This is a genomic window from Hyphomonas adhaerens MHS-3, assembly GCF_000685235.1.
Taxonomy (GTDB): Bacteria; Pseudomonadota; Alphaproteobacteria; order Caulobacterales; family Hyphomonadaceae; genus Hyphomonas; species Hyphomonas adhaerens.
This window is the reverse complement of the sequence record NZ_ARYH01000003.1, coordinates 270,703-285,915: the sequence shown is the minus strand read 5'-3', so window position 1 is coordinate 285,915 and position 15,213 is coordinate 270,703. Positions and strand designations below refer to the sequence as shown.

The following is a 15,213-nucleotide window of genomic DNA, read 5'->3' as shown; positions in this document are numbered from 1 at the left end:
AAAGTTCATACCTAAAAGGCATGGCAAACGTCCTGCCCCCCGAAAAGCGTGCGCTGATCCTTCAGATGATGGTGGAGGGCTCCTCCATGCGCTCCATCAGCCGCGTGGCTGGTGTCAGCATCAACACGGTTGCCAAACTGCTGGTGGACGCTGGCGAGGCCTGCCTGAAAGCCCACGACGATCTTGTGAAGGACGTCCACGCCAAGCGTGTCGAGTGCGATGAAATCTGGTCGTTCGTTCACACGAAGGAACGCAACAAGGGCAAGGCCAAAGACTTCAAGCCAGAGCATGGCGACGTATGGACGTGGACGGCAATTGAAGCCGACACCAAGCTGATCATTTCCTATCTTGCTGGCACCCGCACCATGATCAGCGCTGAGGCATTTCTGACGGACCTGGCTTCACGTCTCGCGGATCGCGTTCAGATCGATACGGACGGTCATGCGGCCTACGTGCCGACTATCCGTAAAGTCTTTGAAGGCAAGATTGATCATGCCGTTATCACGAAGGTCTACGCCAACGTGAAAGCAGAAGGGCAGAAGCGCTATGCCCCGCTTGAGTGCGTCGGCGTGAAGAAGAAAGCCGAATGCGGTACTCCTGATATGCGCAAGGCTTCAACCTCCTACGTGGAGCGCCAGAACCTCTCTATGCGGATGGGCATGCGCCGCTTCACGCGCCTGACGAATGGCCACTCAAAGAAGTATGAGCAGCACCTGTACGCGCTGGCGCTCTACTTCATGCACTACAATTTTTGCCGCAAGCATCAGTCACTCGGCATGACTCCTGCGATGGCTGCGGGCCTTACGGACACCCAGCACGATATGGCGTGGATCGTCGAAAAGATCGAAGAGAACGCTCCGCCGCCGAAAAAACGCGGCCCGTACAAAAAGAAAGCCTGATCTGTCCACAGGCTTGTTTATGGACTCTAAAAGCGAAAACTGCGTCACTTATAGTTGAGCCCGTACTGATTCGTGGTCAGGACGGGCTCGTATCTATAACCCCGGAAGGGGCTTGGTGTGCACAGGTCATTCGTGAATTGTAACGCCTGACGCGTCAAGCCCCTTCCAAATAGGAAAGGGCCGATCTCATGGCCATCTACATTGTCGCATACGATCTGAACAATGAGGTTCAGCGACCAAATATCATTCAGGAAATAGACAAGACAAACTGGGCAAGACTCAGTGAGTCTAGCTATGCAATCGAAACTTCTGAAACCGTGTCTCAGGTGCACGCAAGGTTCAGGAAATATTTGGATGATGACGACCAGTTTTACGTCATCACACTTTCGCGGCCTTGGACTGGTCAGGGGCCACGGAATGTAAATCAGTGGCTTGCGCAGCGTCTCGGACCAGCCGGATAAGCGCTCCGTCCATATCTGCCAAAACTGACGCTTCTTCCTGCGTCTGCGGAATAAGAACGTATTTTTCGTCCTGAAGTTTTACTCTCATTTCACTCTCCATACTGAGGCCCGGCACCATGCTGGGCCTTGGTTTCTTGGGGAATTTTCAAACTGATACAGTACCAGAAAGTTTCCTGTTTGTTCCGCGGAACAAATGTGGTACACCCAATTCAGATGAGGCGACCGGGGGGCCTTGCCAAAAACACCCCTATAGTGGACCTAAGGAGACGACTCATGGCCAAACCAGCGCTGCAACTCGTGGACAAGGAAACCGGCGTGGACAAGCAAAAAGCTCTCGAAACGGCGCTTGGCAATATTGAACGGTCCTTCGGCAAGGGCTCGGTCATGCGTCTGGGCGACAAGAAAGCCATGGATGTCGAGGCCGTTTCGACGGGTTCGCTCGGGCTGGATATCGCGCTCGGCATTGGCGGCCTGCCGAAAGGCCGCATCATTGAGATCTACGGCCCGGAAAGCTCCGGCAAGACGACCCTGGCGCTGCACAGCGTGGCCGAAGCCCAGAAGAATGGCGGCGTGTGCGCCTTTATCGACGCGGAACACGCGCTGGACCCAATCTATGCTGGCAAGCTGGGCGTGGACCTGGACGACCTCCTGATTTCCCAGCCCGACACGGGCGAGCAGGCGCTTGAAATCGCCGATACGCTGGTGCGTTCCGGCGCGGTGGACCTTCTGGTCATCGACTCCGTGGCCGCGCTGACGCCGCGGGCCGAACTGGAAGGTGAAATGGGCGACTCGCTGCCCGGCCTGCAGGCTCGTCTGATGAGCCAGGCCCTGCGCAAGCTGACCGGATCGATCTCCAAGTCGAAATGCATGGTGATCTTCATCAACCAGATCCGCATGAAAATCGGCGTCATGTTCGGCAGCCCGGAAACCACGACGGGCGGCAACGCCCTGAAATTCTATGCGTCCGTCCGTCTCGACATCCGCCGCATCGGCGCGATCAAGGACCGGGACGAGGTCATCGGCAATCAGACCCGCGTCAAAGTGGTGAAGAACAAGGTGGCCCCGCCTTTCCGGCAGGTCGAATTCGATATCCTCTATGGCGAAGGCATCTCCAAGACCGGCGAACTGATCGATCTCGGCGTGAAAGCCGACGTGATCGAGAAATCCGGCTCCTGGTATTCCTATAATGGAGAGCGGATCGGCCAGGGCCGTGAGAAAACCCGTACCTTCCTGAAGGAAAACCCGGCCATTGCGGACGAGATCGAGGATGCCGTCCGCCGCAATGCGGGCCTGCTCGCCGACGAATTGCTCTCGGCCGGCATGGATAATTCCGAAAAAGACGACGACACACCGGATGCTGCCGAGGGCTGATCGGGGCTGACCGGCCCCCTCTCTCTCGCGTTTTCCCTGCAGAAAACGTCCTTTCAGGGCCGGTTTCCACTCTCTCGTCCGGCAAACTGGCCCCTTTGTGGTGCGCTAATCTTGGCGCGCGGCAAAGGGGCCTTTATATCGCGCGTAAAGGCCCGGCGCCGGATTCGGCGGTTCGGGACAATTTTATACGCCGAGGACCCTGAGATCATATGACCAGCGTAAACCAGATCCGCGAAGCTTTTCTCGCCTATTTCGAGAAGCACGGGCACACCCGGCAGCCATCCGCGCCGCTGGTGCCGCAGAACGATCCGAGCCTTCTGTTCGTCAATGCCGGCATGGTGCCGTTCAAGAACATTTTCACCGGGGCGGAAACGCCTGTGTCCCCGCGCGCGGTGACCTCGCAGAAATGTGTCCGCGCTGGCGGCAAGCACAACGACCTCGACAATGTCGGCTATACGGCGCGCCATCACACTTTCTTCGAAATGCTGGGGAACTTCTCCTTCGGCGACTATTTCAAGGACGAGGCGATTGCCTTTGCCTGGGAAGTGGTGACGAAGGAATTCGGCCTCGACCCGAAACGTCTGCTCGTCACGGTCTATTCCGAGGACGACGAAGCCGCGGCCATCTGGAAGAAAGTGGCCGGGTTCGACGATTCGAAGATCATTCGCATCAGCACGTCGGACAATTTCTGGTCCATGGGCGATACCGGCCCGTGCGGTCCGTGCTCCGAAATCTTCTATGATCATGGCGAAGACATTCCCGGCGGCCCGCCCGGCAGCCCGGACGAGGATGGCGACCGGTTCATCGAGATCTGGAACCTGGTCTTCATGCAGTTCAACCAGCTCGCTGGCGGCGCCCGCGAGAATTTGCCGAAACCGTCCATCGACACCGGCATGGGTCTGGAGCGGATTTCCGCCGTCCTGCAGCATGTCCACAACAATTACGAAATCGACCTTTTCCGTGGCCTGATCGAAGCGGAAGAAAGCGTCTATGGCGCCAGGGCGACGGGCGACAAGCTCGCCTCCTTCCGCGTCATCGCTGACCATTTGCGGACGTCCGCCTTCCTGATTGCCGACGGGGTTCTGCCGTCCAATGAAGGGCGCGGCTATGTCCTGCGCCGCATCATGCGCCGCGCCATGCGCCACGGCCACCTCCTGGGCGCGCGCGAACCGCTGATGTACAAGCTGACCCCGGCGCTGATCTCCGAAATGGGCGAAGCCTATCCGGAGCTTGGCCGCGCCAAGGCCGCTATCGAGGCTGCGCTGGAGCAGGAAGAGGCCCGCTTCCAGCGGACGCTGGGCAATGGCCTTTCGCTGCTGGAAAAGGAATCCGAAACGCTGAAGCAAGGCGATGCCTTGCCGGGCGAGACGGCCTTCAAACTCTATGACACCTATGGCTTCCCGCTGGACCTGACGCAGGACATCCTGCGCGCCCGCGGCATGACAGTCGATGTCGACGCGTTCGATGCCTCCATGGAAGTCCAGCGCGAAGGCAGCCGCGCCGCAGGCTTTGCCTCCGGCGATCAGGCAACGGACGAAATCTGGTTCCGTGTCCGCGACAAGGTGGGCGCAACGAACTTCACTGGTTATGGCAAGACTGAAGGCACCGGCAAGCTGGTCGCCATCGCCGCTGGTGGGGCGCTGACCGATACATTGTCGCCCGGCCCGGCCGAACTCGTCTTCGATGCAACGCCGTTCTACGCCGAATCCGGCGGCCAGGCCGGCGACCATGGCGAGATCGTCTTCGAGGATGGCGCCCGCTTCATCGTGCGCGATGTGCAGAAACGCGCCGGCGATGTGCACGTCCATATCGGCGAACTCGTGTCGGGCGCGGCGAAGACCGGCGCATCGGCCCAGCTTCATGTCGATGCCGTCCGCCGCAAGGCCGTGATGGCGAACCATTCGGCAACGCACCTGATGCACGCCGCCCTGCGCAAGGTGCTGGGCGAACATGTCACGCAGAAGGGCTCCCTGGTGGAGGCCGATCGTCTGCGCTTTGACTTCTCGCATGGCGCGCCGCTCAGCGCAGCGGAGATTGAGGCCGTCGAAGATGAGGTCAACGCCCAGATCCGCGCGAACCTGCCAACGGGCATTCAGGTGACCACGCCGGAAAAAGCGATCGAGGCCGGCGCGCTGGCCCTGTTCGGTGAGAAATATGGCGATGAAGTCCGCGTGCTGTCCATGGGAACAGGCGACGACCGCCGGTATTCGGTGGAACTGTGCGGCGGAACCCACGTCGAACGCTCCGGCGATATTGCCGTGTTCATCATCACGTCGGAAAGTGGCGTCTCCGCTGGTGTGCGCCGGATCGAGGCCGCCACCGGCGCGGAAGCGCTGACCTGGCTGAAAGGCCGTGCACAGATCGGGGCGGATATTGCCGACAGTCTGAAAGTGCCGCTGAAAGACCTGCCCAAACGTGTCGCCACGCTGGGCGAGGAAAAGCGCAGCCTGGAACGCGAACTGGCCGAGACAAAACGCAAGCTCGCCATGGGCGGCAGCGGCGGCGCGCCGGCAGGCCCGGAAGAGATCGATGGCGTGAAGCTGCTCGCCCGTGTGGCCGAAGGTGTCGGCGGGAAAGACCTGCGCGCACTGGTCGATGAGGCCAAGGCCCAGATCGGTTCCGGCATTGTGGTCTTTGTCGGCGTCGCCGATGGCAAGGCAGGCGTGGCCGTCGGGGTCACCAAAGACCTGACGGACAAATTCTCCGCCGTGGACCTGGTCAAGGCCGCGTCCGAAGCGGTGGGCGGCAAGGGCGGCGGCGGCCGTCCCGACATGGCCATGGCCGGTGGCCCGGACGGCTCCAAAGCCGAAGAGGCCCTGAACGCCGTCCGCGCGATCCTGAAGGGCTGACCAGGCGGCATTGACGCGTGAGCGGGCCGGGTCTATCCGGCCCCTCATGGTCAACCGTCCGCATCTTCCGGCTTTCATCTGGTGGCGCTCCTTCTAGGAGCGGCCGGACGGATTCACCTTTTCCTCAAGGCCGCCGCGGAGGCGGCCTTTTTGTTTTTCCGGTCTTCTGCGGCGTGCCCTGTTTTCTTCAACAGGAGCTTCTCACATGACCACTCTACGCCCCGTCATTCTCACCGGTGACCGCACCACGGGACAGTTGCACCTCGGCCACTATGCCGGATCCCTGCGCAACCGGCTGGACCTGCAGGAAACGCACGACCAGTTCCTGCTGCTGGCCGATGCCCAGGCCCTGACAGACAATGCGCATAATATCGCGAAGGTCCGCGAGAATGTGTTCCAGGTCGCGCTGGATTACCTGGCCGTTGGCATCGATCCGGCGAAGTCCACGATCTGCCTTCAGTCTGCCTTGCCCGCACTGGCGCAGCTGTCGATGCTGTACCTGAACTTCGTCACGGTCTCGCGGCTGGAGCGGAACCCGACGATCAAGGACGAAATCCAGGCGCGCGGCTTCGGGCGGGATATTCCGGCAGGCTTTCTCTGTTACCCGGCGGCGCAGGCGGCCGACATCACGGCCTTCCGCGCGACGCTGGTGCCTGTGGGGGAAGACCAGGCGCCGCTGATCGAGCAGACGAACGAGATCGTCCGCCGCATCAATGCCGCCGCAGGGGCAGACCTGTTGCCGGAGGCCCGCGCGCTGATCCCGCCGGTGGGGCGGCTGCCGGGGATCGATGGGCGCCAGAAGATGAGCAAGTCCAGCGGCAACGCCATCCCCCTCTCGGCCAGTGCAGACGAGATTTCACATGCCGTGCGGCAGATGTTCACCGACCCGAACCATCTGCGCGTGGAGGATCCCGGCTGTGTAGAGGGCAATGTCGTGTTCCGCTACCTCGACGCATTCGATCCGGATAAGAAAGAGTTGGAGGCGCTGAAGGATCATTATCGCCGGGGTGGGCTGGGAGACCAGAAAGTGAAGCGGCGGCTGGAGGATATCCTGCAGGCTCTGCTGGAACCGATCCGTGAACGGCGTTTGGAACTGGCAGAGGCGCCGGACTATGTGATGGACGTCATCCGCAAGGGCACCGGACGCGCGCGTGAGATCACGGACCGCACATTTGACGATGTGGCGCGCGGTCTGGGCCTGTTTGTCCTTTGAGATGAGGGGGAGGGGCAACATCAGGAAAAGTGCGGGCCGGAAGAACCGGCCCGCACAAAGTCATTCCGCAAAGTCCGGCTGTGGCCTGTCAGGCTGCTGCTTCAGCGCGGTGATGAAGATTGCGGCGGCCACGAAGGCCATGACCCCGTCCGACAGGGGGAACGCGAACCAGACCGCGCCAGCCCCTCTGGTCGCCGCCAGCGCGGCGATCAGGACGGGCAACAGAATGAAGGCTTTCGACAGGGTCAGCACGGCGGCCTTCTGCGGTTGCCCGATGGACTGGAAATACATCGCTAGCGCCAGAACGGGGCCCGTGAACAGGTAGAAGACCGCCATCAGGCGCAGGATGCCTGCCACTCTTGCGATGACGCCAGCGTCGCCGATGAACGCGGCCCCGATGGCGTGCCCGCCTGTCAGGAACAGCCCTTCCATGCCAAGGCTGTAGACGAAGGCCGCCCCCATCGCGATGTGCAACACACTTCGTACACGGTCATAAAGACCTGCGCCCCAATTGTTGCCTACGATGCTCTGCAGGGCGAGCGCAAAGGCCATGCTTGGCAGGTAGGCAAAGCCGAGGATGCGCGTGACGATGCCATAGGCGGCGATCGTATCCGCATAGTCCGCCCCGGCCGTCAGGCGCAGCGAGACGATGACGCAGGCAGACACCAGTGCCATGCCGATGAAGCTGAGGCTAAGCGGCGCGCCGAGCCCCGCGAGGCGGCCCCACCCTCCCGTCCAGCGGTATCGGCGCAGCGCCAGCAGCGGGATAGCACCTTGTCCGCGGCCACGCAGCCACAGCAAGAGACCCAGCCCGAACACCTGCGCCAGGGCCGTGCCCCAGGCAGACCCCGCCACGCCCAGACCCAGCTCACCGATCAGGACATAGTTCAGCAGGATATTGGCCAGTGTCACGCCGACGGACAGGAGCGCGACCAGTCCGGCCCGGCCTTCATTCCGCCATGTGTCCGCATGCAGACCAAGGGCAAACTGCACAGGCAGGGCGAGCACGGTGATCGCCATATAGGTGAAGGCCATGCCCGCGATGACCGGGTCAGAGGCGGAAAGCTGGTCCGCGACCGCCCGTCCGCCGCACAGAAAGGCAATCATCACAATGGCCGAGATGGCAATGGCGAGGCCGTGGGCGCTGGCCAGCGTCGCGCCTGCGCTATCGGTATCACCTGCGCCCAGCTGGCGGGCCAGAAGGCTGGACATGCCGCCGCTGACCAGCGTGGACAGGGCGATCAGCACCATGATGGCCGGGAAGACCAGGCCGATGGCCGTCATCGCGCCGGTGCCCACGAAGTGGCCCAGGAAGACGGCATCGATAATGTTCAGCAGCCCGTTCATCAACATGATCAGCATCATGGGCAGGGCGTTGGCCACGAACACACGGCCCGGCGGCAGATGCAGGAAACGATTGTCGGGCGATGGTCGCAAAGACATCACACACTCCTCGAAAGAGGCATTCCGACTGGGATGGGGGCCTGCATTACCCACCGTCGAAATGCATCGAGGGTGAGGGAAGAGATGTCTTGAAAGAGCTTCACCGTGACAAGACGTCTGCAGGCGGCAGGTGCTCAAGAACCTTGCGCGGGGCAATAGGCCGGGTTGGGGCGGGTTGTCAATTGGGGATCGAAGGACGCCTTCGCTGGCGCTCAATCATTCATTGCCGGGAGATGGCTCTCGCTTGCGCGTCGAGCATTTCATCGCTCTTTTTGATCCACTGGATCAAAAAGTCCGGCAAAGCCGGACCGCGATGAAATGGTCGGAGTGAGAGGATTCGAACCTCCGGCCCCTGCCTCCCGAAGACAGTGCTCTACCAGGCTGAGCTACACTCCGTGCCGAAGAACGGGCTGTTTACGCCGCGCGGCGGATTTTGCAAGGGGGGAAAAGCGGGCCGGTGCAGCTTAACCGGCGACAGGCCCGGCAGCAGGCCCTGCTAGAGGTAAGACGGGTTCGGCCTCGCCCGGCGCCCATTGCGGATACTTCTTCATGATCGCGCGGAAGCGGGCGCTTTCCTTGTGCCCGGCCAGCCAGGTTTTCACCGGGCCGGGCGCCGCCGTTTCCCACCAGTCCATATCGGTATGGGCGAACTGGCGGACGAAGGGGAAGATCGCCATGTCGGCCAGCGTCGGCGCGGCGCCGAACAGCTGCCCGCCATGGGCCGCGATCCGCTCCGACAAATCTTGAAGAATGGCGAGGCCCGCATCGCGGTTTGCGGCCGGGTCGGCGCCTTCATCCTCATACCGGTTCGGATATTTGTAGCGGTCGAGCGCGTGTTTGAACGGTCCGTCATTCCGGGCGATGAGCGCGTCGGTCTCGCCCGCATCCGCGCTCAGCCAGCCTTCCGGGTCAGCCTGCGCCAGGGCCCAGCGCATCACGTCGAGGCTCTCGTCGATCACGCGGCCATCCGGCAGCACCAGCACCGGCACCGTGCCCTTGGGGCTCGCTTCCAGCATCGCCGCCGGCTTGTCGCGCAGCACCACTTCCCGCACGCGAATGTCCAGCCGCGCCGCCGACAGCGCCAGCCGCGCGCGCATGGCATAGGGACAGCGGCGGAACGTGTAGAGGATCGGGGCTGCGTCGTCCGGCATCACTTCGCGGGGAAGCCTTCCGGATATTCCGGAAGCACATCTTTCGGACTGTACCAGGTGGCGCAATCCGACCGCCAGATATGGCCCAGCGGATTGCCTTCGATCTCTGTATCGAGACAGCCCAGCCGCAACAGGACGACGGGCTGGCTCTCCCGCTCCGCCATGATGTGCGAGCCGCATTTGCTGCAGAAATGGCGGAACTTGCCTTCGCTGGATTCAAACCGGTTCAGCGCTTCGTCGCCAGCGGTCCAGCGGAACGCCTCCCGCGCCACCGGCATGACGGAGGAAAATGCGGCCCCGTGCGCCTTGCGGCAGGTGTGGCAATGGCAGTGAACGATGGGGCCGGGATCGGCCGACACTGCATAGCGCACCGCGCCGCACAGACAGCCGCCCTCAAGCATCTTCGGTGCCTGCGTCTTCCCTGGCGGCTTCTTGCGCTTCAAGCGCTTCTTCGCGGCGGCGGGCAGCGACGGCGGCTGCGTCCGGGCCCATATGCGCTTCGCCGCGCTTGCGGGCGAGGTTGATCTGTTTCTGGCGCTCGGCAAAGCGGCGCTTCTGTTCGGCGGACATTTCATCGATACAGTGCGGGCAGGAGACGCCGGGCACATAGGCATTGCCCTGTTTGTCTTCCTCGGTGATCGGCCGCTTGCAGGCATGGCACATGTCATAGTCACCTGGGGTCAGGTCATGTTTCACCGAGACCCGTTCGTCGAACACGAAACATTCCCCGCGCCACAGACTGTTTTCCTCCGGCACCTCTTCCAGATATTTCAGGATGCCGCCCTGCAGGTGGAACACATCGTCGATGCCTTCAGCCTTCACGAAGCTGGTCGCCTTCTCACAGCGGATGCCGCCTGTGCAGAACATGGCGATCTTCGGCTTGCGGCCTTCGGCTTCCAGTTTTTCGCGGAAGTCGCGGAACCAGTCCGGGAATTCGCGGAAGGTCTTGGTTTCCGGGTCGATGGCGCCCTCGAATGTGCCGATGGCGTATTCATAATCGTTGCGGGTATCGATCAGCACCGTGTCCGGGTCGCTGATCAGCGCGTTCCACTCTTCCGGCGTGACATAGGTGCCGACGAGCGCCTTCGGGTCCGTACCTGGCACGCCCATGGTGACGATTTCCTGCTTCAGGCGGACTTTCAGGCGCAGGAACGGGTTTTCGTCGGCCTCGGAGAACTTGGCCTCCAGCGCCTCGGCCCCCGGCAGGGCACGCAGCGCGGCGAGCGCCGTGTCGATGCCCTCGGGGCTGGCGGCGATGGTGCCGTTCACGCCTTCGGCGGCGAGCAGCACAGTGCCTTTGACACCGGCGGCCTCCAGCGTGGCGCGCAGCGGCTCGCGCGCGGCCTCATAGGTCGGGAACGGGAAGAACAGGTAAAAGGCGGCAATACGTGTGGTCATGGCGGGCCTTATGCCAGATTGCGCGGCAGATTTGAACAATTCGCTGCACGCGGCAAAAGACCGGCGCGTCCGATGTGCGCCCTTCATGGGCAACCGGTTCGCTTTGCCGCATGACGCCCCGGTTTCGATTGCACCGCCGGGGGGCTTCGCTTACCGTCCCTATGGGAAAGCCCATGGAGACTTGCATGAAGATTCGCCAAACCACATTTGCCCTTGCCGCGATTGCCGGCGCCTCCCTGCTGGCCGCTTGCGGCGGCAGTGACAACAGCGCACCCGAGGCCGACGCTGCGGCCCCCGCTGCCGAAGAAGTCGTGCTGGACAATGGCATGACCCCGAAAGAGCAGATCGAACTGCGCCAGGGCCAGCTGAAGAAAATGGGCAAGGCCTTCAAGACGATCAGCGACCAGCTGAAGGCCAGTGAGCCGGACATGGCGGCCATCCAGGCCGCGGCGGCCAGCGTGCCGGTCGAATCCGAAGGGATGGCGGACTGGTTCCCGGCAGGCACCGGTCCGGACTCCGGCGTGAAAACCGATGCCCTGCCGGCAATCTGGGAACAGCCGGACCTCTTCACCGAGAAGCTCTCTGACTTCCAGATGGCAGCAGGCGGTCTCGCAACAGCCGCGGAAACCGGTGACATGGCGGCGATCGGCGCAGCCTTCGCCACAACCGGCGGCACCTGCAAATCCTGCCACGAAACATTCCGCGAAGACGACTGATCCGTCATGGCCGGCAGTCAGCGTATCCTCGTCTGGGACGGCGCCCTGCGCCTGTTCCACTGGTCGCTCGTGCTTCTTGTCGCTGCCATGTGGTGGACGGCCGAGAATGGCGTGATGGACTGGCACAGGCGGACGGGCATGATCCTTGTCGGCCTGCTCACCTTCCGGTTCGTTTGGGGGCTGATCGGCTCGCAAACGGCCCGGTTTGGCAGTTGGCGCATCGGCCCGTCGGCGCTGCTTGGCTATTTCAAGGCCCTGCGCAGCGGGGTCCACAAGCCGAGCTTCGGGCACAATCCTGCCGGCACGCTCAGCGTGATCGCCATCCTGGTGGCGCTGTGCGTGCAGGTCGGCACCGGCCTGTTCGCGGTGGATGTGGACGGGCTGGAATCCGGCCCGCTCGCCAGGCTCGTCTCGTTCGAGGCCGGGCGTCAGGCGGCGGAGATCCACGAGATCAGCTTCAACATCCTGCTGGCGCTGATTGGCCTGCACCTTGCGGCGATCGTGACCTATCTCTTTTTCTTCAAGGACAATCTCGTCCGCCCGATGGTGACGGGCCGCCGCGACAGCGCAGACTTCAGCGCCGGGGACACCCTGTCCGACAGCAAGCTGTCCTGGGTCCGCCTTGCCATCGCACTGGCCGCCGCGCTCGCGGCGATGTGGGCTGTGCTTAATATCGGCGGCTGAGACGGAAAACCGGGGACGCAGCAGTCTGCGCCCCCGGCCCGTCGCATCGTCCCCACCTATTCGGCTGCGACATCCACGATCGGGCCTGTCTCCAGCGGACGCTCGAGCGCGGCCCAATCGATTTCTGCGTCGGTTGCGGCATCCTCGTACTGCAGAACGCCAAGCGCCTCGAATTTCGGTTTCACGCTTTCGGTCAGCAGGCCGACGCGTTTCAGGTTCGGGATCATTCGTTCAAAGAGGAAGTTCCGGAAAGCCTGGCCCCCGGCAGAGTCAATCGACATGCGGCGGGCTTCCTCGCGGTCGAAGCCGAATTCCTCGTCCACCACCGTCGAGAACAGGCGCTCGCGCATGATGGCACAGGCCTCATAGGCGAACTGGGCGCGTTCCTCGATGTCTTCCTGGGGCATCGCCTTGATCCAGTCTTCCAGATAATTGACGCCGAAGGCGACGTGCCGGCCTTCGTCCCGCATCACGAGATGCAGGATCTGACGCAGCAGCGGATCGCGCGTCGTCTGTGACATGGTCTGGAAAGCGGCCAGCGCCAGGCCTTCGATCAACACCTGCATGCCGATGAATTTCAGGTCCCAGCGCGGATCGGTCAGGATCTTGTCCAGCAACAGTTTGAGGCTGGGATTGACCGGATATTCGACATTGCAGCGCGTGCGCAGGTATTTGTTGAACACTTCCACATGGCGGGCCTCATCGAAGGTCTGCGAGGCGGCATACAGCTTGGCGTCATAGGTCGGCGCACACGAGACGAGCTGTGAGGCGACCATCATCGCGCCCTGTTCGCCGTGCAGGAATTGCGACAGAACCTGCGCCAGAGAGCGCCAGGCATATTCCTTCTTCTGTTCGTCGGTCATCGCCTTGTAGACCGGGTGATCGTGCAGGGGATTATAGCCCTCTTCAGACGGGCCTTCGGTCTTGTCGAAATGCACGTCCCAGTCGACATCCAGTTCGGCGTTCCAGTTGAACCGTTTCCCCAGCTCATACAGGCGGCGAATTTTGGAATTCGCGCTCTCATAGTCCCAATTGTAGGAACCGGTCAGCGGCGTGTTGAAGATTTCGCGGACGATTTCGACATCATCCGGCGTCAGCTTGTCCGCCAGTTCACCGGGGTCTTCAAAGGTGCGTGGCTGGCTGGGCGGGGCGTCAACGAGACGGACTTTCATGGTGTTTCCTCCTGGTCAGTCCCAGCCAGAGAGGGGGAAACGGCCGGAACAGAAGGAAGGCTAAACCCTGAAAAATCCGGGCGATATACGGAAAATGACGGAGGCGTCATCTTTTTCGGGTTAAATTTCGGTAAGGCGGGCACACGCCCTGTGACGCGGGAAGCGGGCGGACTGGCGCCTTACGCGGTCAGCACGCGGGGCAGTTTGAACGTCACCGTTTCGCGGGCGGTTTCGATCTTCTGGACGGACACGTCGAAGCGCGCGCGGCAGGCGGCGATGACATCCTGAACCAGGTCTTCAGGTGCGCTCGCTCCGGCGGTGAGGCCCAGCAGGGTCACCCCCTCGAACCAGTCCCAGTCGATGTCGTCGGCGCTGGCGACCAGTTCGGCCCGGTCGGCCCCGGCGCGCAGGGCCACTTCGACGAGGCGTTTGGAATTGGAGCTCGACTCCGCCCCGATCACGAGGACGAGGCCCGTGCCTTCGCCGATCACCTTCACCGCTTCCTGGCGGTTGGTGGTGGCGTAGCAGATATCTTCCTTGTGCGGGGTCGAGATGCCGGGAAAGCGCCTTTGCAGGGTCGCCACAATGTCGGCGGTGTCGTCCACGCTGAGCGTTGTCTGGGTGACGAAGGCGACGTTGGCCGGGTCTTTCGGCTGGAAGGCTTCGGCATCCTCCACCGTTTCGATCAGGTGGATGCGCCCCGGTGGCAGCTGGCCCATCGTGCCGATGACTTCCGGGTGACCGGCATGGCCAATCAGGATGATTTCGCGGCCTTCGCGGTCGTGGCGCTCGGCCTCGACATGCACCTTGGAAACCAGCGGGCAGGTCGCATCGACGAAGATCATGTTGCGGGATTTCGCCTCGGCGGGCACCGATTTGGGCACACCATGGGCAGAGAAGATGACCGGGCGGTCCTCCGGGCATTCGTCCAGTTCGTCCACGAATACAGCCCCCATGGCCTCCAGCCGGGACACGACGTGTGCGTTGTGGACGATCTCGTGGCGCACATAGACCGGCGCGCCCCACTTCTGCAGCGCTTCCTCGACGATCTGGATGGCGCGGTCGACCCCGGCGCAGAAGCCGCGCGGGGCGGCGAGGCGGATAATTAGCGGACGCCTTTCCGTCATTTCATCTCGTCTCCGGTTGCCATGGCGACCTGTCTGCCTTAGCGGCGTTGCACGGGGGCGCGTAGCCCTTTAACACAGGCCGGGCAAGTTCAGATGGGGCCACCAGGCTGCCCCGCCAAGAGATACGCCCAGAGATACTGGCCAAGAAGGACAGCGAAACGCATGCGCATTATCCTACCGATCCTCGCCCTGGCACTGGTGGCCGGCTGCTCCAGCACCAAGGACCTGGCCGAGTCGTTCGACAGCCGCCAGAACGCTGGTGCCTGCCCGCCGGTCGGATCGGTCTATGATGCCGCACGGATCGTCGAATTCGGCGACAATTCGGACGAACTTTACTCCGATATCCGCTACACCGGCGAAATTACCGACGTGCGCTCCTTCTGCCGTTATACCGGCGACAATCCGCTGACCGCCGAGATCGAGGTCGATTTCGCCTTCGGCAAGGGGGATCAGGCGGATTCGAACGAGCATGATTTTGGCTACTGGGTCGCCGTAACGCGCCGCAACGGCAAGGTTCTGGCCAAGGAATATTATACGGTCTCGGCCAAATTCCCGGGCAATGCCCCGCTGGCCGGCGCGACCCAGAAAATTGACCGGATCACCATCCCCCGCGCCGACGAGACCATCGCCGGCAGCAATTTCGAGATCCTGGTCGGCTTCGACCTGACGGAAGAAGAACTGGCGTTCAACCGCGCGGGCAAACGCTTCCGCATGGACGCCGGGTCCTGA

The 15,213-nt window shown here is 62.4% G+C and carries 14 protein-coding genes and 1 tRNA gene; 8 read left to right on the top strand and 7 right to left on the bottom strand.

The window, feature by feature from the left end; genetic code table 11:
- Nucleotides 1-20 precede the first annotated feature (20 nt).
- From HAD_RS15620 to trpS, 5 genes are all read left to right on the top strand, one after another.
- Entirely contained in the window at nucleotides 21-899 is an 879-nt protein-coding gene (locus HAD_RS15620) for a transposase (protein WP_035573365.1), read from the top strand.
- Between the two features lie 188 nt (nucleotides 900-1,087).
- Complete coding sequence (locus tag HAD_RS18635) at nucleotides 1,088-1,360, top strand: hypothetical protein (protein ID WP_156942309.1); 273 nt, start codon at nucleotides 1,088-1,090, stop codon at nucleotides 1,358-1,360.
- A gap of 273 nt (nucleotides 1,361-1,633) precedes the next feature.
- Entirely contained in the window at nucleotides 1,634-2,731 is a 1,098-nt protein-coding gene (gene recA, locus HAD_RS15610; protein ID WP_035573363.1) for a recombinase RecA, read from the top strand.
- Nucleotides 2,732-2,940: 209 nt separating this feature from the next.
- Complete coding sequence (alaS, locus tag HAD_RS15605; RefSeq protein ID WP_035573361.1) at nucleotides 2,941-5,580, top strand: alanine--tRNA ligase; 2,640 nt, start codon at nucleotides 2,941-2,943, stop codon at nucleotides 5,578-5,580.
- A 205-nt stretch (nucleotides 5,581-5,785) separates the two neighbouring features.
- Complete coding sequence (gene trpS / locus HAD_RS15600; RefSeq protein ID WP_035573359.1) at nucleotides 5,786-6,793, top strand: tryptophan--tRNA ligase; 1,008 nt, start codon at nucleotides 5,786-5,788, stop codon at nucleotides 6,791-6,793.
- Nucleotides 6,794-6,853: 60 nt separating this feature from the next.
- Here trpS and HAD_RS15595 read toward each other — a convergent pair whose 3' ends face one another.
- The 5 genes from HAD_RS15595 to trhO all read right to left on the bottom strand — a co-directional run bounded on the left by HAD_RS15595 (nucleotide 6,854) and on the right by trhO (nucleotide 10,785).
- Entirely contained in the window at nucleotides 6,854-8,236 is a 1,383-nt protein-coding gene (locus tag HAD_RS15595; protein WP_035573358.1) for an MATE family efflux transporter, read from the bottom strand.
- Nucleotides 8,237-8,555: 319 nt separating this feature from the next.
- A tRNA-Pro gene (locus tag HAD_RS15590) sits at nucleotides 8,556-8,632 on the bottom strand.
- 68 nt (nucleotides 8,633-8,700) lie between these two features.
- Nucleotides 8,701-9,387 carry a glutathione S-transferase gene (locus HAD_RS15585; protein ID WP_035573356.1) on the bottom strand — a complete coding sequence of 229 codons (687 nt, stop codon included), beginning with the start codon at nucleotides 9,385-9,387 and terminating at the stop codon, nucleotides 8,701-8,703.
- A complete protein-coding gene (locus HAD_RS15580) occupies nucleotides 9,387-9,830 on the bottom strand; it encodes a GFA family protein (RefSeq protein WP_206741289.1) in 444 nt (147 codons plus the stop codon). Before HAD_RS15580 ends, HAD_RS15585 begins: the two co-directional genes overlap by 1 nt.
- Nucleotides 9,781-10,785 (bottom strand): oxygen-dependent tRNA uridine(34) hydroxylase TrhO, encoded by a 1,005-nt coding sequence (trhO, locus tag HAD_RS15575; protein WP_051596368.1) that lies wholly within the window; start codon nucleotides 10,783-10,785, stop codon nucleotides 9,781-9,783. Before trhO ends, HAD_RS15580 begins: the two co-directional genes overlap by 50 nt.
- 185 nt (nucleotides 10,786-10,970) lie before the next feature.
- Between trhO and HAD_RS15570 the strand changes: the two genes are divergently transcribed.
- Entirely contained in the window at nucleotides 10,971-11,501 is a 531-nt protein-coding gene (locus HAD_RS15570; RefSeq protein ID WP_051596367.1) for a c-type cytochrome, read from the top strand.
- 6 nt (nucleotides 11,502-11,507) lie between these two features.
- The gene (locus HAD_RS15565) at nucleotides 11,508-12,185 is read left to right on the top strand and encodes a cytochrome b/b6 domain-containing protein (protein WP_035573352.1); all 678 of its coding nucleotides are present in this window, start codon (nucleotides 11,508-11,510) and stop codon (nucleotides 12,183-12,185) included.
- Between the two features lie 56 nt (nucleotides 12,186-12,241).
- Here HAD_RS15565 and HAD_RS15560 read toward each other — a convergent pair whose 3' ends face one another.
- Nucleotides 12,242-13,357 (bottom strand): ferritin-like domain-containing protein, encoded by a 1,116-nt coding sequence (locus HAD_RS15560; RefSeq protein ID WP_035573351.1) that lies wholly within the window; start codon nucleotides 13,355-13,357, stop codon nucleotides 12,242-12,244.
- Nucleotides 13,358-13,536: 179 nt separating this feature from the next.
- Complete coding sequence (gene ispH / locus HAD_RS15555; RefSeq protein WP_035573350.1) at nucleotides 13,537-14,484, bottom strand: 4-hydroxy-3-methylbut-2-enyl diphosphate reductase; 948 nt, start codon at nucleotides 14,482-14,484, stop codon at nucleotides 13,537-13,539.
- Between the two features lie 162 nt (nucleotides 14,485-14,646).
- On the opposite strand from ispH, the gene HAD_RS15550 reads away from it, so the two are divergent.
- Nucleotides 14,647-15,213, top strand: a complete 567-nt coding sequence (locus HAD_RS15550; protein WP_035573349.1) for a hypothetical protein — start codon at nucleotides 14,647-14,649, stop codon at nucleotides 15,211-15,213.